Consider the following 19,323-nt stretch of genomic DNA (forward strand, 5'->3'; position numbering starts at 1 on the left):
TGCTCGGCTTTATCCGACATGCGCGTGATCTAGGTTTTACCGTCGAAGCCATTCGAGACCTGATCGATCTTCAGGAGAACCCTGGCACAGATTGTGCCAAGGCGGACGAACTTGCGCGGCATCATCTAGTTGAAACGCAAAAACGCATCGAGCAGCTTCGTGTGCTCGAAAGCGAACTTATGCGCATGATCGACGGCTGCGCCGGTGGCAAAGTCGGCTCTTGTGAAATCGTCACAAGCCTCTTCGATCACTCCAAATGCCTGTCGGATCACAAATCAAAGGCTCTCAAAGAGCAATAGTTGACTATTGCTCGCCGTCTTCCAAATTCTGAGACCCATTCCTCCATGCGATCAGTAACAGAACTACGCCAATGAAGATAAGAATGTCGGCCAAATTGAATGTGGGCCAGCGGAGCGCCTGCCATCCAAAATCCAAATAATCTGTTACGGCTCCATCGCCAAGCCTATCGATCGCATTTGCCAACCCGCCCGCCGCAAACAGAATGCCGGCGAAGTTGATGAGTTTGGAGCTTTGCCGTGCGGCCCAGCTCAATGCAAAAACAACCAAGACGATGGCGAAACTTGAAAGCAGATAGGGCGCAATCCAATGCGAACTATCCAGGATTCCGAAGCTAACCCCCCGATTGCGGCCTAAGGTAAAGTTGAACCCAGGGAAGATCGGGATCGACGCGCCAACCTCGGTGAGAATTTGTTCAACTTTGAATTTCACAAGAAGATCGGACGCGATCAGAATTGGCAACATTACCAGTTGGTCGCCGCGAATTTGGCTTAGGCTGGACGCGGTGCGATCAAGAAATTTCGACTTAAAAATTGACATGAAGACAGCAATCTTGGCGGGTTACACGGCGGTGGAAGTGTCATGCCGAATAGCCCGACATTTCCACATTTGTCTTCAGCCAGCTAGTCACGCCATCAGGTCGAGAGACTAGATCGGCGCCCATCGGTCGTTTGCATCACTACCGAAAATGGCAGTCGATCATCTGATCTGAGCCCTTCGGCTCGTTTGACAAGGCACAGACGATTAGGTTGAACCTCCAGCCGCTAGATGGATTAGACTGTTCCAATTGCTTGAGAGTTGATCGACACGGCGCTTCTCTGTAGGAACTGTCGAACCGGAGGTGTTGGTGCTAAACTTGCTGCGCACATTGTTGGCTCTCCTGACTGTCCTATCCTTCTCGGGAGAGGTGGTGGAAGCCGCTGTGCCAGGGTAGGACCACCATCAGGGCCATGAGGACCGCGCCGAGGACGATTCCGGTGAGAGCAATCACCGTCATGCGCAGCACCCCGTCCATGCCTGTGGGGTTTGCCATCATGCGATGCCGGCCAAAACGGGCGCGCCGCACCTGAGTGCGCCGGCCGGTCGGGTCTCCTATCGCCTTTCCCACGAATCCGGTACGGGCCGAGCGCAGGCGCCGCCATACCAGCCGCCGATTGCCTGACGAGAGCGTTCGAACCCTTCGTTCTCTTCAGACAACTGGAAAAACTGAATGTATTCAGACAAATCTCCCCGGCCGAATTGGCCGGGTCGAGGGGTTGCAGGCATGGCTTGCAGCGCTCTCATCGCGTCCGCGGTGCTGGCACAGCCGGTCTCGCAGAATGGTCCGCTTGAACTCTCCTCGGCCCTGCAACGCGCCGTACATTCCAACCCGCATATCGCTTCGTTGCGCGCTGAGGTGACCGCCCGACACGGCGACGCCCTTCAAGCTGGGCTGTGGGACAATCCCTCCTTCGAGGCAGAACTCGAAGGCTTTGGCGGTGATCGCGGCGGTATAGGAGATGGCGACCTCACCGTCGCCGTGCGCCAGACCATCCCGCTGGGCGGCGACCGTCGCCGCGCCCGTGAGGCGGCCGAGGCCTGGGCCGGTGTCGAGACAGCAAGGCTGAACGCCGAGATTGCCGGCCTTCTGGGCGAAGCGGCCACGGCATTCGTAGACGCCCGTGCCGCCCAGGAAACCGCCCGCGTCAGGGCGGAGCTCCAGGATCTCGCGGAAGCTGCCGCTTCGGCCATACGCCAGCGCGTCGAGGCGGGGCGGTCCTCGCCGATCAATCTCGACCGGGCCGATATTCTGGCCGCCACGGCCGGCATCGAGGCGGCATCGGCGTTGACCGAGGCGCGGCGTGCAGGTCTTGCGCTGGCCGCGATGTGGGGCGGCGCGGCGGCGGGCGAGGTCGCGCCCCCGTCCGTGCTTGTGAACAACCCGGAACTGTCGGCACTGACGCCGGAGGCGATGATGCGGCGCAATCCGGATCTGGCGGTGGCCCAGCAGACATCCCGGGCACGAAGCGAAGAGATTGCCAGGGAACGGGCCGAAGCCATCCCGGATATCACGGTCGGTGCCGGGATTAGGCGCTATGGCAGCGATAGCGAGACGGCGTATCTCGCCATGGTCGAAATGCCGATCCCGGTGATCGACCGGAATCAGGGCGCGATCGCCGCAGCCGCGGCGCGCGAGACCGGGGCCCGACTGGACGAGGAGGCTCTGCGGCGGCAATTGCTGGCGCGACATGCAGCCGCCTACCGTCGGTGGAGCGACGCGCAGCAGCGTTATGCAGCATTGAGCGGACACGTGCTGCCTGCCGCTGAGAACGCCTTCTCCCGTACCAGTCTCGCCTATCGCGAGGGCGCGCTGCAGCTTCTCGATCTGCTGGACGTCCAGCGCACTTACTTCGACACACGCATCCAGGCGATTGAGGCCCGGGCAGAACTCGCTCGCTCGGCCATCGAACTTGACGTGCTCTTCGGAGCACCTCGCCTGAAACAGCTCGCCGGCGTTGCCGGCGCGGAGGCAAACCCATGACAATGACCAGAACACTGCTCGCCGGCACGGCGGCATTTTCCCTCCTGGCTGCTTGTTCGGGCCCGCCCGCTCAAGTGTCCGCGCACGAGGCTCCAGTAGGCGCAGATGCCCATGACAACGCGACTGACACCGGGCATGCAGAGGACAATCACGCCGATGAAGTCGGAATCATAGAGCTGTCCGACGACGATATCGCCGCGCTCGGCATTACGGTTGACGCGGTCGATTCTGGCCCCGTGGATGGCGAGGTGGAATTGCCCGCCGAGGTCAGGTTTGACCAAACGCGTCTGGCCCATGTCTCGCCGCGGGTATCCGGTATCGTTCATGCCGTCCATGTCACCGAGGGTGACGCGGTCGAAACCGGCCAGCTCCTCGCCGTGCTCGACAGTCGCGCCCTGGCGGACGCCAAGGCCGGATCCCTGTCCGCCCTGGCCCGCCTCGACCTCAACCAATCGCGGTTCGAGCGCGAGAGGCGGCTGTGGGAGCAGCAGATTTCGGCGGAACAGGATTTCCTCGACGCCCGCCAGGCGTTGGAGGAATCGCGCATCGAGGTGCGCAGCGCCCGCCAGCAATTGGAGGCGCTGGGCGTTGACGAGGCGGCGCGCGCCACCCTTGCCTCGGGAACCGATCAGCCCCTGACACGCTACGCGCTCGCGGCACCGATCTCCGGAATCGTCATCGAGCGCCACGCCGTGCTGGGCGAGGTGATCGAGGAAGGCGCGCAGCCGCCGGCCTTTATCATTGCCGATACGTCCACGGTCTGGGTCGATGCGGCCATCTACGGTGCCGATCTCGACCAGCTGCGGGCCGGAAGTCCCGTCCGGATCGATCCGGGCGACGGCGGCCCCGAAATCGTCAGCGAGATCGCCTTCGTCAGCCCCCAGCTCGGCGAAAGCACTCGCACGGGCCGGGCACGGATCGTGCTCGACAATGCCGGCGAGCGCTTGCGTCCGGGCATGTTCGTCACGGTTCACGCCGAGGCGCTCGCCGCCCGAGCCAGCACCCGTGTGCCGGCCAGTGCGCTGCAGACGATCGACGGCGCCGATGCGGTCTTCGTACGTACCGATCACGGTTTCGAAGTTCGTCCGGTCCGCATCGGACGGCGCTCTGACCGCTTTGCGGAAATCCTCGCAGGGGTCGAGCCGGGCGAACGTATCGCAACCGCCGGCGCCTTCGCTCTGAAATCGGAACTGCAAAAAGGGGAGTTCGAAGATGGACACGCCCACTGACAACACCTCCCCGGAATACCAAGGGGCGGCCACGCGGCTCCTGCATCGCCTCGCCGGCGGACGCCTCCTGGCGGTGCTCGGCTTCATCGCGGTCATCGTAGCGGGCGGCGTCACCTTCCGGACCATGCCGGTTGACGCTTTCCCCGACGTCACGCCCGCCCTGGTGCAGGTCTTCACCGAAACCGAAGGCCTCGCCCCCGAAGAGGTGGAGCGCTACGTCACCTTCCCGGTCGAGACGGCCATGAACGGGCTGCCGCGGCTGACGGAGGTCCGCTCCACCTCGAATTTTGGCCTGTCGGTGGTGAATATCTATTTCGAGGACGGGACCGATATTTACTGGGCCCGCCAGCTTGTCGGCGAACGTCTCCGGCTGGCACGCGAGGACATACCGAACGGCTTCGGCGAGCCGGCCATGGGGCCGATCACCACCGGGCTCGGACAGATCCTCTTCTATTTCCTCGACAGCACCGATGGCGCCCTGAACGGTGTCGAACTGCGCACCATCCAAGACTGGCTGGTGAAGTTCGACCTGCAAACCGTACGCGGCGTGACGGAGGTTCTCTCGCTGGGCGGGTTCGAACGGCAATACCAGATCGAGGTGCGGCCGGACGCGCTCCTGCGCTACGACCTCACCGTTGCGGACGTGGTGGCGGCCGTCGGGGCCAATAATGCCAATGCCGGGGCGCAGTTCCTGGTCGAGAATTCCGAACAATATACGGTACGGGCGGTCGGCCTGGCCGAAGGCGAGCACGATTTGGGCGATATCGTCGTCAAGGTCGTCGATGGCGTGCCGGTGCGCGTTCGGGATATCGCCGGGATCGGGATCGGCGGCGCACCCCGCCAAGGCCTGGCTACGATGAACGGCCAGGGCGAGATTGTCGCCGGGCTGGTGCTCAAGCTGATCGGGGCCAATACCAATGAAGTGATCGGCCGCGTTCACGACCGGCTGGACCGCATCAACGAAACCCTGCCCGAAGGTGTCGAGGCCGTGCCCTATTACGACCAGTCCGAACTGGTCGGTGCCGCCGTCTCGACCATGACGACGGCACTCTGGCAGGGGGCCCTGCTGGTTGCCGTCATCCTGTTCGCCTTCCTGCGCGGCTGGCGGCCGAGCCTGATTGTGGTGGCGTCCATCCCCTTCTCGGTCGGCTTTGCCCTGATCGCGATGCGTCTCTTCAACGTTTCGGCGAATCTGATGTCGCTGGGCGGGATCGCGACCGCTATCGGCATGATGGTCGACGGGGCGGTGGTCATGGTGGAGAACGCTAATCGCCGCCTGCGTGAGGCCGAAGCTGAGGCAAACCGGCGCAATGTGGTGGCACAAGCCTGCGCCGAGGTGCTGCAGCCGCTGGTTTTTGCCATCCTCATCGTCGTGGTCGTCTTCCTGCCGATTCTCACGCTCGATGGCGTCGAGGGGAAAACGTTCCGGCCGCTTGCATTTGCCGTTGTCTTTGCCATGGCGGGTTCGCTGGTCTTCGCCGTCCTTCTGGCGCCGGCCGCGGCCTTTCTCGGTCTGCGGCCAAGGTCGGCCCGTGCGCAAGGCGGCGGACTCTATGCCCGCTGGTTTGGTCCGGCGGTCGGCTTCTTCGTGGCGCGGCGCTGGGCGGCCGTCCTGCTCGCCGGCGTCATGCTGGCGGCGGGCGCGCTGATCTTTCCGCGCCTCGGCTCGGAATTCACCCCGCGCATGAACGAGGGCGACCTGCTTATCCGCTTGACGATGGCCCCTTCTATCAGCCTGCCGGAGGCCCGCAATACGGTCACCCGGTTCGAGCAGACCCTGCTCGACGATTTTCCGGAGGTCGAGCGCGTGGTGACACGGGTCGGCCGCGGCGAAGTCGGCGCTCATGCCGATCCGGTCAACAGCGGCGAAGCCTTCGTTGCCTTGAGGCCGAGATCGGAATGGACGACGGCGCGCACGCAGGCGGACCTCCTGGCTCGCATGAGCGAGCGCTTCGAGGACTTCCCCGGAGCACGGTTCAACATCACCCAGCCGATCGCGGCCGCGACGGACGAACTGCTCACCGGCACCAAGGCGGACCTCGCGATCAAACTGTTCGGCGAGGACATGGCGGTGCTGGAACGGGAAGCGGCGGAGATCGCCCGCGTGATCCGCGGCATCGACGGGTCGGCGGACGTCCAGACCGACCAGGTGACCGGAGCGCCGCAATTGCGCATCACGGTCGATCGCGACGCGATGAGCCGCTTCGGGCTCAACGTCGAGGACGTTCTGTCGGTCGTGCGCAGTGCAGTCGGTGGTGAAACCGCCGGGCAGGTCTTCGAGGGCATTCGGCGGTTCGATATCGTCGTGCGCTATCCCGAGGCCGATCGCGCCAATGCGGAGCGCATCGGCCGTATCGTCCTGAACGGGCCGGGCGGCGAACTGATCCCGCTGAGCCAGGTGGCGAACGTGGAACGGATCGAGGGGCCGCGCCAGGTGACCCGCGAGAACGGGCGGCGCTTCATCACCATCCAGACCAATGTCCGCGGCCGCGACATCGGCTCCTTCGTGACCGAAGGGCAGCAAGCCGTTGCCGCTGGAGTTGACCTGCCATCCGGCTACTACGTCGAATGGGGCGGTCAGTTCGAACTGCAGCAGCAGGCCAATGCCCGCTTCGCCGTGGTCATCCCGGTCACGCTGGGCATCGTGATGCTACTGCTCCTGTTCAGCTTCGGCCGCCTGAAAAGCGCCCTGCTGATCGTGGCCAACATCCCGCTCGCCCTGGTCGGCGGCATCGCAGCGCTCTGGCTGACCGGCCAGAACCTGTCTGTGCCGGCCTCGGTCGGCTTCATTGCCCTGTTCGGCATCGCCCTGGGCAATGGCATGGTGCTGGTCTCCTTCCTCGACCGCTTTGCGCGGACGCGGCGGGATGTCGACGCCTTCAGCGTCGAGGCCGCCGTGATGCGGGCCCAACCGGTGCTGATGACTGCCACGACGACCGGGCTCGGCCTGATGCCGCTCCTGTTTGCCAGCGGGATCGGTTCGGAGGTGCAGCGTCCCCTGGCGGCGGTGGTCATCGGCGGACTGGTGACGTCGACCGTCCTGACGCTGCTGGTCCTGCCGGCCGTCTACAAATGGTTTGCGCCGCGGCCGGTGCTGCCGGAACAGGAGGAGCAGACCTAGCTTGGACTCGCGTTCGGGCCCTCGGATCGCCGCCCCGGTCCGGGGGCTCACTACCAGTTCCAATCCCACCCCGCGCCGACGCCGGTGTTGGCCCTGTAGTCGCTAGAGGAATTAGGTTGTTCCAGATTTCGCCAAGGAGTAGCCCGATGCCACCGGACCATGACGAGCTTGGAGCCGAAATGCAGTCCGGCGAGAGTCGGGCGTTTGCTGCCAATCGGGAAAAGGCCTGCTGACCGTGGCCCGAAGCCTGGGCAGCCTCTAGCCAGCTGTCCGCGTCCTGGTCGCCGATGCGTTTCACAGTTTTACCGAGAAGCTGCGCGGGGCGTCACAATCTGTCGGTCAAGGAGGACGACGATGTTCAACGAAACTCTGCGCGAGAGTGACGACGGCCAAGGCGGCACCTGCGAGAGACGGCGCTCGCAGGTCAATCTGCAATGTGTGCACGTATTGTTGCCCCGGCGGCTCAATTCTGCGAGCCGCCGCCGCAGCGTGCTGGTTGATGCCACTATATTCGACGGTAGCGATGAGTCCAAAGAGGTTACGAGCAACGTTGAGATTAAGCTTGAACGATGCATCTACCTCCCTCACCGTGCCCTCGTGGAACCTGTTGGTGAATTGAATGAGTTCAATTGTTCCGCTGTTGCTTCACAGGTGCCGAAATTCTCTGTCTCGGCATCATGCTCCCTGTTCGATTTGGCCGAAGTGTGATCATGAGCCGTAGTCTGACATCGGCCTGGGCCGAAGAAATGAACCGCGCGCGCTGCTTATGCTCTCCTTGAGGACGAACTGGCGTTCTGCCATTTTGAGCGGGTCCACATTCTCGGCCAACGCTATTTTCTCAAACACTTGTCCGCGCACTGGTGGATGCTGAAGCTCGGTATCCGCCGGTCCAACCGGCAGGAAAATCGCGGACAGGTTGTGCGGCTCGTGGCCGTGATACCGGGCTACGTCTTCGGATGGGTCCCCAAGGGCAACACCGGAGGGGCAGGTGTTCTCGCTATCAAGCCAATGGCGATCCCGAAAGACCTCGAGGCGTTGCTGCAGAACTACTCGGTAGCCCGTGGTGTCATCGGTAGGGGCCCTGTACTCGCCCTCCTCGCGGCTTCGGCTTTTATCGTCCTGAATCGTTGACGTGGACTGAACCGGAGAGCGCGGGATGGACAAGGCGACGGAAAACCAAACGATCACTTCCCGCAGCCCTGAGCTTTATCTGCCAGTACGCGCCGATATTTCCAGCCACATGGTGTTGGCTTATTGCCATCAGCTTGACCCACAGGAGAGATCGTGGCCGCTTGGTTGAAGCTGTTGCCGCGAGGGTGTCATGACTGAGCACAAACAAACGCATTACAACGCTGGCTCCATCTCGCTTCCCGGTGCTGTTGCGATGGGAACAGGCGTGATGATCGGCGCCGGCATTTTTGCGCTGACTGGTCAGGTGGCAGAGCTGGCTGGCCGCCTTTTCCCGCTGGCGTTCATCATCGGCGCTGTGATCACGGGATTCAGTGCCTATAGCTATATCAAAATGTCCAATGCGTGGCCGTCCTCTGGCGGCGTCGCCATGATCTTGGAGAAGTGCTACGGGTCGGGAGCGATTGCAGCCGGCGCGGCTCTCCTTATGGCGTTGAGCATGGTGATCGCGGAAAGCTTGGTGGCGCGGACTTTTGCGACTTACGTCCTGCGAGGTTTCGATGTGTCGGGAGGTCCGCTGGTGCCCGTCCTGGCGGTCAGCGTCATCGGATTTGCCTTTCTGATCAACATTTCGGGCAATCGGTCCATCGGACTGTTCTCGATGTTCATGGCCCTGCTCAAGATCGGCGGGATTGCCGCGTTTGGGATCGCGGCGCTCTGGTCCAGTGGAATCGGGTTTGCCGCTAGCGCAGCTGGTGATGAGGGCGCGAGCGGACTGCTCGGATTCGTCGCGTCAGTAGCGCTAGCCATTCTCGCCTTCAAGGGGTTCACCACCATCACGAATAGCGGCGCGGAAATCACCGAACCGCATCGTAATGTCGGACGCGCTATCATGGCGTCGATCCTGGTGTGTGTCCTGCTCTACCTACTCGTGGCATTCGGTGTCGGGTCCAGCTTGCCACTGGATAGGATTGTGGCGGCACGGGATTTCGCGCTGGCAGAAGCCGCCGAGCCGGCGCTCGGGCGTTTCGGGTTTTATCTTACGGTATTGCTCGCGGCGGTGGCGACTGCTTCGGCCGTGCTCGCCAGTGTATTTGCCGTCTCTCGCATGCTGGCCATGTTGACCGATATGAAAATGATTCCACACAGGCATTTCGGAATGCCTGGGCCGATCCAGCGCCACACCTTGGTATACACGGTCGTTATCGCGTCCGTGCTGGCGGTGTTCTTTGATCTGGGCCGGATCGCGTCACTCGGCGCCTTCTTCTATCTGGTCATGGACATGGCCGTTCATTTCGGTGTGTGGAAATTCCGCCGTGTGGAAATTGGCGCGTCCGGTGTCATTCTACTGATCGCTCTGGGGCTGGATGCTGTGGTTCTGATGGCGTTTACCGGTCTCAAACTGCAGCAGGACCCGTTGATTGTTCTGATCGCTGTGATTTCGATCGCTGCCGTTTTCGCGTTCGAACGCATCTATCTGTCTCATTGGGTCCGGACGGCAGCTGCCGAGCAGAGCGGAACGTGAGCCTCCCGGATCATAAAGGGGACACGCCTGTGACATTCCGTGTGAGGGAAATACCAATACTCATCGTATAGGGTGTCATGATCGGCGCGCGAAGGAGGCACACGATTTTGGTTTGGCGACGGTTCAGCCTGATCCTGGTTTTGCTGGGCGCACTCGCGCTGGGCGGGACAGGCTATGCCTCCGACGTCGGCCCGGATGCCGCGGCCCCAAGCGACATGACCCAAATGTTGGACCATGATTGCTGCCCGCAAGGCAGCGGCATTGAAGATGTCGGCGCCGCAGAGCGTGGCCAGCCCTGTAATGGCATGGATGCGTGCTCCGGTAATCCGTGCGGCCTTGCTTGTTCCTTTTCGACCCTGATCCCAGATAGTGCGACGACGCGCCCGGCAGCGGGCCATATCGAACGAACTACCCGCAGGGTCGTGCTCCGGCCGGTTTCCACCATTCTGGATCATCTGGATCGTCCTCCGCGCGCGTGACGAAGCCGAGCCTTGTTAATGGGCTCATTTCACCTTCGTTCTGCCCGCATCGGAGACATTCATGTCCATGCCCGCCATTGCCGCATTTGCGGCTGCGCTTCAGCTTTCAACTGCGATTGCGCAACCTGCTTCTGAACCCTCTCCGCTCAGCTTGGCGGAGGCCGTGTTGATCGCCGGCCAAACCGAAGACCCGGCCATTGGGAGTTTGAGATCGCGTGCCGTAGCGCTCGAGCGTGCCGGCGAGGCGGCCATGGCTCTGCCGGATCCGACGTTGCGGGTTGGCCTCGCCAACCTCCCCCTCAGCAATCTAGACCCCAACAGTGAAGCGATGACCCAGATGCAGGTCGGCGTGCGGCAGGTCATACCCAGCAACGCGAGCCGTCACCTGCAGCGAGAGCGGCAGCGGGCGCAGGCCCAGGGCGTTCTGGCCCTTGGCGGGTTGGAACAGCGATTGATCACACGATCAGTCCGTCTGGCCTGGCTGGAAGCCTATTACTGGGAACAGGCAGGTGAATTGACGCGGGCCCGGCGCGAAGAGATCCGACAGCTCAGCGAGGTGGCTACGGCCCTGTTTGCCAGCGGGCGAGGCAATTCCCATGACGTCATCCGCGTGGACCTGGAAACCGCATTGCTGGATGCCAGGCAAATTGAGATCGATCGGCAAATTGGAACAGCCCGGGCGCAGTTGGCGCGTTATGTCGGCGCTGCCGCAGCAGGACGAGACATGCTGCCGCGATTACCTGTCCTGCCGGCATTGCCCGGGGGCGACGAGGCTTTGGATGCCTTGGCCAGACATCCGTCCGTGATGTCACGAAACGCCCGGATCGAGGCAAGCGAGCGGGAGATCGATCTGGCACTGGAGGCCTACAATCCGGTCTGGAGTGTGGATGCCGGATATGGCGTGCGAGGCAGCCGGTCGGACGTCGCCAGCATCGGTGTGAGCGTGCAAATGCCCATTTTCAGTCAGCGGCGGCAGGATGAAAGCGTGGCTGGAGCCCGTCAGATGCGTTCCGCCGAAGAGCTGGGCCGTCGAGCGTTGCTGCTCGATCTGCGCCGACAACTGGATGAAGACTGGATACGCTTCCAGCGCCTCAACGAAACGGCCATGATTTATGAAACGGGTGTGCTGGAGCGCGCGCGTGAAACAACGGCAGCCGTCCTTGCAGCCTACGAAAACGAGCAGGCAGACTTTGCCGAACTCGTGCGCTCCGAGCTCGCCTTGCTGGATATCGAGCTGACCTTGATCCGGACCCGCGTTGACGCGTTGCAGGCGCATAGCCGGATCCTGTTCCTGACGGGAGACGTCCAATGACCCCGCGTACAATCCTTCTGGGTACCGGCACTTTGTTGGCGGGGATCGCTCTTGGCGCGCTCGGCATGAGCCTTGTGGGCGGAAGCGATATTGCCGCAACATCCGACGAGCGGGAAATTCTCTACTGGGTCGCTCCGATGGACCCAAATTTTCGCCAGGACGAGCCGGGCAGGTCGCCCATGGGTATGGACTTGATCCCGGTATATGCCGGTAGTGAGCCCACGGACGATTCCACCATTACCATCTCCTCGGCTGTCGAGAACAACATCGGAGTCCGGACGGCAAATGTGACACGGGGTCGGTTTGCGGAAGACCTGGCCACGGTTGGCTATGTGCGGCCCATTGATGACCTAGCCTCTGTGGTTGATGTGCGGGCGCAAGGCTGGATCGAGGATCTGCGCATCGCCGCTGTAGGTGATGTGGTGGAAGCGGGCGACCTGCTTTTCCGTATGTACTCGCCGGAAATTGTCACGGCTCAAAGTGAATTCCTGCAAGCCGTCAATGTGTCCCGCCCAGGCCTGGTGGCGGCGGCGGGCTCGCGTCTGCGAGCCCTTGGGGTCAATCAGGCCCAGATTGACTCAATCGCGCAACGCGGCACGCCACAAAGATTGGTTGACGTTTACGCGCCACGAACAGGCGTTGTGCTGGAGATGAATGTTCGCGAAGGCGCGCATGCTCATCCGAGCATGGTGGTGATGACGATTGCGGACCTGCGAGAGGTCTGGGTTGTCGCGGATTTGTTTGAAGATGAGGCTGCAGCGATCGAGCCAGGGCAAAGCGTCCGGCTGCAGTCGCGCGCCCAGCCAGGCCGGATGTGGCACGGTCAGGTAGAGTATCTCTACCCGACTGTGGACCCGCGAAGTCGTTCCATTCCGGTGCGCATGCGCTTTGCAAACAGCGATGGTGCCTTGCGCCCCGAAGCCTATGTGAATGTTCGCATCGAGGCGTCGCCGCGCGACAATGTGCTGTCAGTTCCGTTCGAGGCGGTCATCCGTACCGGTCAATCGGAGCGGGTGGTTCTGGCACTGGGTGACGGCCGGTACCGTCTGGCGCAAGTGCGCACGGGTGCTGAGGCCGATGGACGCGTCGAGGTTCTCACTGGCCTGTCGGAAGGTGAGCGCGTGGTGGTGTCCAGCCAGTTCCTGATCGATTCCGAAGCTAGTCTTCAGGGTGTCGCCTTGCGCATGGCGGGGGCTGACGCGCCCGCCGCCCCCCCGGAAATCGTACAAGGCGCAGGGGTTGTCGACGGTGTGATGGCGTCGCACGGCATGATCGACCTGACACATGATCCGATCCCGGAACTCGGATGGCCGGTGATGAGCATGTCTTTTTTCACGTTGGACGCCGTTTCGCTCGACGGCCTGTCGGAGGGTGATGAGGTTAGCTTCACCTTGCGTCAGAACGATGAAGGGCAGTGGCGCCTCGCCTCGATAGCTAGATCGGACGCGGCGCAGCCGGATCCCGTGGTCGAAGGGCAAGGCCGTGTCGTTACCCTGATGTCCGATATCAACATGGTTGAGATCGATCATGAGCGCATCGAGGCGATCGATATGCCGGCCATGAGCATGGTCTACGAGTTGGGCGACGGTGTTACGCTTGATGGGGTCTCTGAAGGGGACCATGTCAGCTTTTCGATTGATGAAACGCGGCCAGGCCAATGGCAGATTTCGGGCATTGCGGTCGTGCGGCCAGTTGATGCTGGGGGCGAGGAATGATCGGCTCTCTTATCCGTTGGTCGATAGGCAATCGGCTGATCGTCCTCATTCTGGCAACCATGTTGGCAGGGAGTGGTGTGTATTCGCTCTCCCGCATGCCAATGGACGCCATTCCCGACTTGTCGGATGTTCAGGTCATCATCAAGACAACTTACCCCGGGCAGGCTCCGCAGGTTGTCGAGGATCAAGTCACCTATCCACTGACAACGGCCATGCTGGCGGTGCCGGGCGCCGTGACAGTTCGCGGCTACTCCTTTTTCAACGACAGCTATGTCTATGTCATTTTCGAGGATGGGACCGATCTCTACTGGGCTCGTTCCCGGGTTCTGGAATACCTGTCCCAGGTGGCTCCAACCTTGCCAGACGCGGCCCGTCCGGCATTGGGGCCGGATGCAACCGGCGTTGGCTGGATCTATCAATATGCCCTGGTCGACCGGACCGGGCAGCACGATCTGGCCGACCTCCGCTCACTGCAGGACTGGTTCCTCAAATACGAACTCCAGACAATCGAGGGTGTGTCCGAGGTGGCCACGATTGGCGGCATGGTGCGGCAATACCAGGTTGTCGCCGACCCCGACCGGCTGCGTGCCCTGGGTATACCACTCTCTGCGGTCCGAACCGCGATCGAACGGGGCAACCAGGAAAGTGGCGGCCGAGTCATCGAGATGGCGGAAGCCGAGTACATGGTTCGGGCATCCGGCTATATCGAGGGTGTCGAGGACCTGGAAGCGATCCCGGTTGCGGTTACTGAAACCGGCACACCAATACTGATGTCGGACATTGCCGACATCACAATTGGACCGGAATTACGGCGGGGCATCGGCGAGCTCAATGGCGAGGGCGAGGCGGTCGGCGGCGTTGTCGTCATGCGATATGGCGAGAATGCCCGCGCGACCATCCAGCGCGTCGAAGAGCGTCTGAGTGAACTCGGCGCTTCGCTGCCCGAGGGCGTGGAGATCGTCACCACCTACAACCGGGCAGGCCTGATTGAACGGGCAGTGTCCTCCCTGCGGGAAAAGTTGATCGAAGAATTCCTTGTCGTGGGGCTGATTTGTGCGCTTTTCCTTTTCCATTTCCGCTCGTCACTCGTGATCTTCCTGAGCTTGCCGCTGGGTATTCTCACCGCGATTATCGTGATGAATGCCCAAGGCATTAATGCCAATATCATGTCGTTGGGCGGCATAGCGATCGCCATCGGCGCCATGGTGGATGCCGCGATCGTCATGATCGAGAACATGCATAAGCATGCTGAGCGTGAACCGATCACGCGCGAAAACCGGTGGGAGATCGTCACCAAGGCCTCTGTCGAAGTGGGGCCGGCGCTCTTCTTTTCGCTCCTGATTGTGACCTTCAGCTTCGTTCCGATCTTCGCACTGGAAGCCCAGGAGGGGCGGCTCTTTCATCCGCTCGCCTTTACCAAGACCTACGCCATGGCGGCGGCTGCCGGCCTGGCCATTACCCTGGTGCCGGTTCTGATGGGTTATCTTGTGCGGGGCCGGATCACGCCGGAGCACAAGAATCCGGTCAATCGCCTTTTGATCGCGGGCTATCGGCCTTTCATCGGTCTTGCGATCCGCCGTCCTGTTGCCGTGCTGCTCGCGGCCGGCCTGGTGCTCGCCAGTGCCGCCGTGCCGTTGTCCCGCATGGGAAGCGAGTTCATGCCGGATCTCGATGAAGGTGACATCCTCTACATGCCGAGTGCTTTCCCCGGCGTGTCGGCGGGCAAAGTCACCGAATTGCTGCAGCAGACCAACCGCCTGATCATGACCGTGCCGGAGGTCCTGACAGTGCACGGAAAGGCGGGGCGAGCCGAGACCGCCACAGACCCGGCTCCGTTGACCATGATTGAGACCACCATCCAGCTGCGACCGCGCGAAGAGTGGAGGCCGGGCATCACAATTGACGACATTCGAGCCGAACTGGATGCCGCTGTGGATGTGCCCAGCCTCACCAATGCCTGGATCATGCCGATCCGCGGTCGAATCGACATGCTGGCGACAGGAATCAAGACGCCTGTCGGTATCAAGATTGCCGGCCCGGACCTGGATGTGATTGCCGAGATTGGCGAGGAGGTGGAAGCCATTATCCGGACACTGGACGGAACCGCATCGGTTTATGCCGAACGGGTTACCGGAGGCCGGTTCGTTGATATCGACGTCAATCGGCTGGAAGCCGCCCGGTTCGGGCTGAATGTCGCCGACGTCCATGATGTCGTTCGGACTGCGATCGGTGGCATGACTGTTGGCGAGAGTGTCGAGGGCCGGGAGCGTTATCCCATCAATCTTCGCTACCCGCGTGACTATCGTAATTCTGTGGACTCGATCCGGGATCTGCCGGTGGTCACGCCGACCGGTGCCGAGATTCCGCTGGGGCGGGTTGCTGATATCTCGATCGCCGATGGCCCTGGTGTGATCCGCAGCGAAAATGCCCGTACCAATGGCTGGGTTTATGTCGATATCAATGGGGTCGATATCGGGAGCTATGTTGAGGAAGCCCAGCAGGCTTTGGCCGAGTATATGGAATTGCCGCCGGGATATTCGATCAGTTGGTCCGGTCAGTTCGAATACATGGAGCGGGCACAGGCAAAGCTGGCGGTGGTCGTTCCGGTGACCCTGGTCATCATCTTGCTGCTGCTCTTCCTGAATTTCCGGAGGCTGACCCCGGTCCTGATGATCATGGGGACGCTGCCGCTGGCTTTGGTCGGCGGGGTCTGGCTGCTCGACATGCTCGGGTATAATCTCTCCGTCGCTGTCGGTGTGGGTTTCATTGCCCTGGCAGGCGTTGCTGTCGAGATCGGGGTGTTGATGATCGTCTATCTGGAGCAAGCGCTCACCCGCCATCAGTCTCTTGCAGATGAAGACGGCCGGCCGCTGAACAGATCGGATATTGACGAGGCGGTGATCGAGGGGGCCCTGTTGCGGGTGCGCCCGATCATGATGACTGTCATTGCTACGATTGCCGGCCTATTGCCGATCATGTTCGGTGATGGAACCGGGTCTGAAGTGATGCGACGGATCGCGGCACCCATGGTCGGCGGTATGACCAGCGCCACCATCCTGACCCTTCTGGTTATTCCAGCGGCGTTCCTGATCTGGAAACGTGTGGGGCTGGCCGGGCCGACACAATCCGCCGCAGTGGCAGGAGGCGTGCAGTGAATGTGAAAGACGTCTCCCGTGCGACCGGCCTGCCCTCGAAAACCTTGCGGTATTACGAGGAGGTGGGCCTGGTCGCGCCGGCGCGGGCGGACAATGGATACCGCGTCTACTCAGAAACAGATGTTCACAAGCTCGCTTTTGTCGGTCGGGCGCGAAGTCTGGGCTTTTCGCTCGACGACTGTCGCGCTCTGCTGTCGCTGTACGAAGACCGATCGAGGGCGAGTGCCGATGTGAAGGCTTTGGCGATGGATCATGTTGCACAGGTTGATCGGAAATTGGCCGAGATGACGATGATCAAGTCAGAGCTGCAACGTCTCGTTCTGGCGTGTCATGGCGATGACCGGCCAGACTGTCCGATCATGAACGGGCTGGCCGGCGATTAATCAGAAACGTGCCGCTTGACCTTCCAGCCACTGGAAGCCTCACAACCGGGAAATCCAAAGGAGGACTGCCCGATGAGTTGTCAGCATTGCACATCAGATAAGGCCGACGAACATATGCATCACCAGCCCGTCGCGACCGATCCGGTCTGCGGCATGGAGGTGCGGCTGGGTGCCGGCAAGCCCAGCTACGAGCACGCGGGAGACGCATACCATTTCTGCTCGCAGCGCTGTCATGATCGTTTCGCTGAGGATCCCGAGCATTTTTTAAGCGGAGCCCATCGTGACGCGTATGAAGACATGCCGGCAGGTACGACATACACCTGTCCAATGGATCCCGAGATCATTCGCGACGAGCCGGGTGATTGCCCGATCTGCGGCATGGCGCTCGAGCCGATGGGGGTGCCAACCGGTCAAGAGGGGCCCAATCCTGAGTTAATCGACTTCACACGTCGCTTCTGGTTCGGTGCCGCCCTGACCCTTCCGGTCCTGGTTCTGGCGATGGGGCCGATGCTTGGTCTCGGCTTCCTGCGCGAAGCCTTGGGTGAGACCCGCGCGGCTTGGGCTGAGCTGGTTCTGGCAACACCTGTCGTCCTGTGGTCGGGTTGGCCTTTTTTCGAGCGTGGCGTGAAGTCAGTCATTAACCGTCATCTCAACATGTTCACCCTGATCGCGATGGGAACCGGTGCGGCCTATCTTTTCAGTGTGGTGGCGGTGTTGGCGCCTGGACTATTTCCGGACGCCTTCCGCCACGCGAACGGTCATGTGGGCGTCTATTTTGAAGCGGCGGCGGTGATTATCGTTCTGGTGCTGCTCGGGCAGTTGATGGAGTTGCGGGCCCGGGAACAGACCGGTTCGGCGATCCGGGCCCTTCTGGATCTGGCGCCCAAGACGGCATTGCGGGTCAATGTGGATGGGGACGACGAGGAAGTGCCTCTCGAGCATATCCGTGAGGGCGACCATTTGCGTGTCCGTCCGGGCGAAAAAATTCCGGCCGATGGTGTTGTGGTCGACGGCCGGTCCTCGGTCGATGAATCGATGATTTCCGGTGAGCCCGTCCCGGTCGAGAAGGTCAAGGGCGAGGCGGTCACCGGGGCGACGGTCAACGGCAATGGGAGTCTTGTGATTGCGGCTCGCCGGGTCGGCAAAGACACGGTGTTGAGCCAGATCGTGGAAATGGTTGCCAATGCCCAGCGCAGCCGAGCGCCCATCCAAAAGTTCGCTGACATGGCGTCGGGTCGTTTTGTGCCGGCCGTGATCGTCGTCGCGGCGATCGCGTTCATTTCCTGGTCGGTCTGGGGACCTGAACCGGCTTCGGCCTATGGCCTTATCGCGGCCGTTTCCGTCTTGATCATCGCCTGTCCCTGCGCACTGGGCTTGGCCACGCCCATGTCCGTGATGACCGCAACGGGGCGAGGCGCCCAGGCCGGAGTTCTGATCAAGAATGCTGAGGCGCTCGAACGATTCGCCAAGGTTGATACACTGATTGTCGACAAGACCGGTACGCTGACCATGGGGCGCCCCGAACTCGCGGCCGTGATCGCGTTCGCGGGCCATCTGGAGGATGACGTCCTGCAAATGGCCGCAAGCCTCGAGCGCGGGTCCGAGCATCCACTCGCGGAGGCCATAGTACAAGGCGCCAAGAGTCGCGGGGCGACGATGGAAGTCGCCGACCAGTTCGAGGCCATCACGGGCAAGGGCGTGACAGGCCGGGTCTCCGGAAAGGCTATTGCTCTTGGCAATGCTGCGCTCATGGATGCCGCGGGCATTTCGGTCAGTGAGACCGCAACCGCCGACGCCAATGCTCGCCGGGACGAAGGTGAGACCGTGATGTTTGTTGCGATTGAAGGCCAACTGGCCGGCATGGTCTGCGTGGTCGATCCGATCAAACCGAGCGCGGCCCAGGCGCTTGAAGATCTTCAAGAACTGGGTTTCCGGCTGGTGATGGCAACCGGCGACAATGAGCGCACGGCCAGATCGGTTGCGGCCAGGCTCGGGCTGAACGATGTGCGGGCTGATGTATTGCCGCGTGACAAGGCCCGGATCGTGGAAGAGCTCCAGGCGGACGGGTGCAGGGTCGCCATGGCCGGCGATGGCGTCAATGACGCGCCCGCCCTTGCGCAGGCTGATGTCGGCATTGCCATGGGGACTGGCGCTGATGTGGCGATCGAGAGCGCGGGCCTGACCCTTGTGAAAGGCGATCTGACCGGCATTGTCAGGGCCCGCAAGCTTGCCCTCGCGACTATGCGCAATATCCGCGAGAACCTGTTTTTTGCCCTGGTTTACAATGCTGCTGGCGTCCCGGTGGCGGCCGGCATTCTCTACCCGGTCTTCGGCATCATGTTGTCACCAATGATAGCGGCTGCGGCGATGAGCCTGTCCTCCGTCTCGGTCATCACGAACTCCCTGCGCTTGAGGTCGGTCCGCTTGGGCTGAGGGAAAACTCGTGGACGTGCGTATC

The 19,323-nt window shown here is 61.9% G+C and carries 14 protein-coding genes and 1 pseudogene; 14 read left to right on the plus strand and 1 reads right to left on the minus strand.

Annotation, left to right across the window (positions count from 1 at the left end; translation table 11 throughout):
* Positions 1–299 (plus strand): MerR family DNA-binding protein (locus C7435_RS10780; protein ID WP_170150438.1); only part of this gene is annotated, 299 nt, incomplete at its 5' end.
* Between the two features lie 4 nt (positions 300–303).
* Here the strand turns inward: C7435_RS10780 and lspA are convergent.
* Entirely contained in the window at positions 304–837 is a 534-nt protein-coding gene (lspA, locus tag C7435_RS10785) for a signal peptidase II (RefSeq protein ID WP_121211454.1), read from the minus strand.
* A gap of 724 nt (positions 838–1,561) precedes the next feature.
* On the opposite strand from lspA, the gene C7435_RS10790 reads away from it, so the two are divergent.
* The 13 genes and pseudogenes from C7435_RS10790 (at position 1,562) to C7435_RS10845 (ending at position 19,298) form a co-directional block, all read left to right on the plus strand.
* Positions 1,562–2,818, plus strand: a complete 1,257-nt coding sequence (locus C7435_RS10790) for a TolC family protein (RefSeq protein WP_170150439.1) — start codon at positions 1,562–1,564, stop codon at positions 2,816–2,818.
* Entirely contained in the window at positions 2,815–4,047 is a 1,233-nt protein-coding gene (locus C7435_RS10795; RefSeq protein WP_121211458.1) for an efflux RND transporter periplasmic adaptor subunit, read from the plus strand. Before C7435_RS10790 ends, C7435_RS10795 begins: the two co-directional genes overlap by 4 nt.
* Positions 4,031–7,168 carry an efflux RND transporter permease subunit gene (locus C7435_RS10800; RefSeq protein ID WP_121211460.1) on the plus strand — a complete coding sequence of 1,046 codons (3,138 nt, stop codon included), beginning with the start codon at positions 4,031–4,033 and terminating at the stop codon, positions 7,166–7,168. Before C7435_RS10795 ends, C7435_RS10800 begins: the two co-directional genes overlap by 17 nt.
* Positions 7,169–7,522: 354 nt before the next feature.
* Positions 7,523–7,876: a hypothetical protein gene (locus C7435_RS10805; RefSeq protein ID WP_121211462.1), complete on the plus strand. Its 354-nt coding sequence runs from the start codon at positions 7,523–7,525 to the stop codon at positions 7,874–7,876.
* 57 nt (positions 7,877–7,933) lie between these two features.
* Positions 7,934–8,299 (plus strand): annotated as a pseudogene (locus tag C7435_RS10810) (DUF3703 domain-containing protein); the annotation flags it as partial.
* A 25-nt stretch (positions 8,300–8,324) separates the two neighbouring features.
* Complete coding sequence (locus C7435_RS17160; RefSeq protein ID WP_170150440.1) at positions 8,325–8,468, plus strand: hypothetical protein; 144 nt, start codon at positions 8,325–8,327, stop codon at positions 8,466–8,468.
* Between the two features lie 21 nt (positions 8,469–8,489).
* A complete protein-coding gene (locus C7435_RS10815) occupies positions 8,490–9,821 on the plus strand; it encodes an APC family permease (RefSeq protein WP_121211465.1) in 1,332 nt (443 codons plus the stop codon).
* Between the two features lie 77 nt (positions 9,822–9,898).
* Positions 9,899–10,300: a hypothetical protein gene (locus C7435_RS10820; protein WP_147422679.1), complete on the plus strand. Its 402-nt coding sequence runs from the start codon at positions 9,899–9,901 to the stop codon at positions 10,298–10,300.
* A gap of 61 nt (positions 10,301–10,361) precedes the next feature.
* Positions 10,362–11,612, plus strand: coding sequence for a TolC family protein (locus C7435_RS10825; RefSeq protein ID WP_121211469.1), 1,251 nt, complete (start codon positions 10,362–10,364; stop codon positions 11,610–11,612).
* Positions 11,613–11,677: 65 nt separating this feature from the next.
* Positions 11,678–13,327, plus strand: a complete 1,650-nt coding sequence (locus C7435_RS10830; RefSeq protein WP_075189179.1) for an efflux RND transporter periplasmic adaptor subunit — start codon at positions 11,678–11,680, stop codon at positions 13,325–13,327.
* The gene (locus tag C7435_RS10835) at positions 13,324–16,482 is read left to right on the plus strand and encodes an efflux RND transporter permease subunit (RefSeq protein ID WP_121211470.1); all 3,159 of its coding nucleotides are present in this window, start codon (positions 13,324–13,326) and stop codon (positions 16,480–16,482) included. The genes C7435_RS10830 and C7435_RS10835 overlap by 4 nt, the downstream gene beginning before the upstream one ends.
* Positions 16,479–16,865 carry a Cu(I)-responsive transcriptional regulator gene (gene cueR, locus C7435_RS10840; protein ID WP_075189177.1) on the plus strand — a complete coding sequence of 129 codons (387 nt, stop codon included), beginning with the start codon at positions 16,479–16,481 and terminating at the stop codon, positions 16,863–16,865. The genes C7435_RS10835 and cueR overlap by 4 nt, the downstream gene beginning before the upstream one ends.
* Before the next feature lie 114 nt (positions 16,866–16,979).
* Positions 16,980–19,298, plus strand: a complete 2,319-nt coding sequence (locus C7435_RS10845) for a heavy metal translocating P-type ATPase (RefSeq protein WP_121211472.1) — start codon at positions 16,980–16,982, stop codon at positions 19,296–19,298.
* Positions 19,299–19,323 lie beyond the last annotated feature (25 nt).

The organism is Maricaulis maris, assembly GCF_003634045.1.
Taxonomy (GTDB): Bacteria; Pseudomonadota; Alphaproteobacteria; order Caulobacterales; family Maricaulaceae; genus Maricaulis; species Maricaulis maris.

Bases quoted from the DNA above. Each gene is read 5' to 3' on its own strand.
- lspA (WP_121211454.1), bottom strand. From the start codon at position 837: ATGTCAATTTTTAAGTCGAAATTTCTTGATCGCACCGCGTCCAGCCTA.
- C7435_RS10790 (WP_170150439.1), top strand. From the start codon at position 1,562: ATGGCTTGCAGCGCTCTCATCGCGTCCGCGGTGCTGGCACAGCCGGTC.
- C7435_RS10795 (WP_121211458.1), top strand. From the start codon at position 2,815: ATGACAATGACCAGAACACTGCTCGCCGGCACGGCGGCATTTTCCCTC.
- C7435_RS10800 (WP_121211460.1), top strand. From the start codon at position 4,031: ATGGACACGCCCACTGACAACACCTCCCCGGAATACCAAGGGGCGGCC.
- C7435_RS10805 (WP_121211462.1), top strand. From the start codon at position 7,523: ATGTTCAACGAAACTCTGCGCGAGAGTGACGACGGCCAAGGCGGCACC.
- C7435_RS17160 (WP_170150440.1), top strand. From the start codon at position 8,325: ATGGACAAGGCGACGGAAAACCAAACGATCACTTCCCGCAGCCCTGAG.
- C7435_RS10815 (WP_121211465.1), top strand. From the start codon at position 8,490: ATGACTGAGCACAAACAAACGCATTACAACGCTGGCTCCATCTCGCTT.
- C7435_RS10820 (WP_147422679.1), top strand. From the start codon at position 9,899: ATGATCGGCGCGCGAAGGAGGCACACGATTTTGGTTTGGCGACGGTTC.
- C7435_RS10825 (WP_121211469.1), top strand. From the start codon at position 10,362: ATGTCCATGCCCGCCATTGCCGCATTTGCGGCTGCGCTTCAGCTTTCA.
- C7435_RS10830 (WP_075189179.1), top strand. From the start codon at position 11,678: ATGAGCCTTGTGGGCGGAAGCGATATTGCCGCAACATCCGACGAGCGG.
- C7435_RS10835 (WP_121211470.1), top strand. From the start codon at position 13,324: ATGATCGGCTCTCTTATCCGTTGGTCGATAGGCAATCGGCTGATCGTC.
- C7435_RS10845 (WP_121211472.1), top strand. From the start codon at position 16,980: ATGCATCACCAGCCCGTCGCGACCGATCCGGTCTGCGGCATGGAGGTG.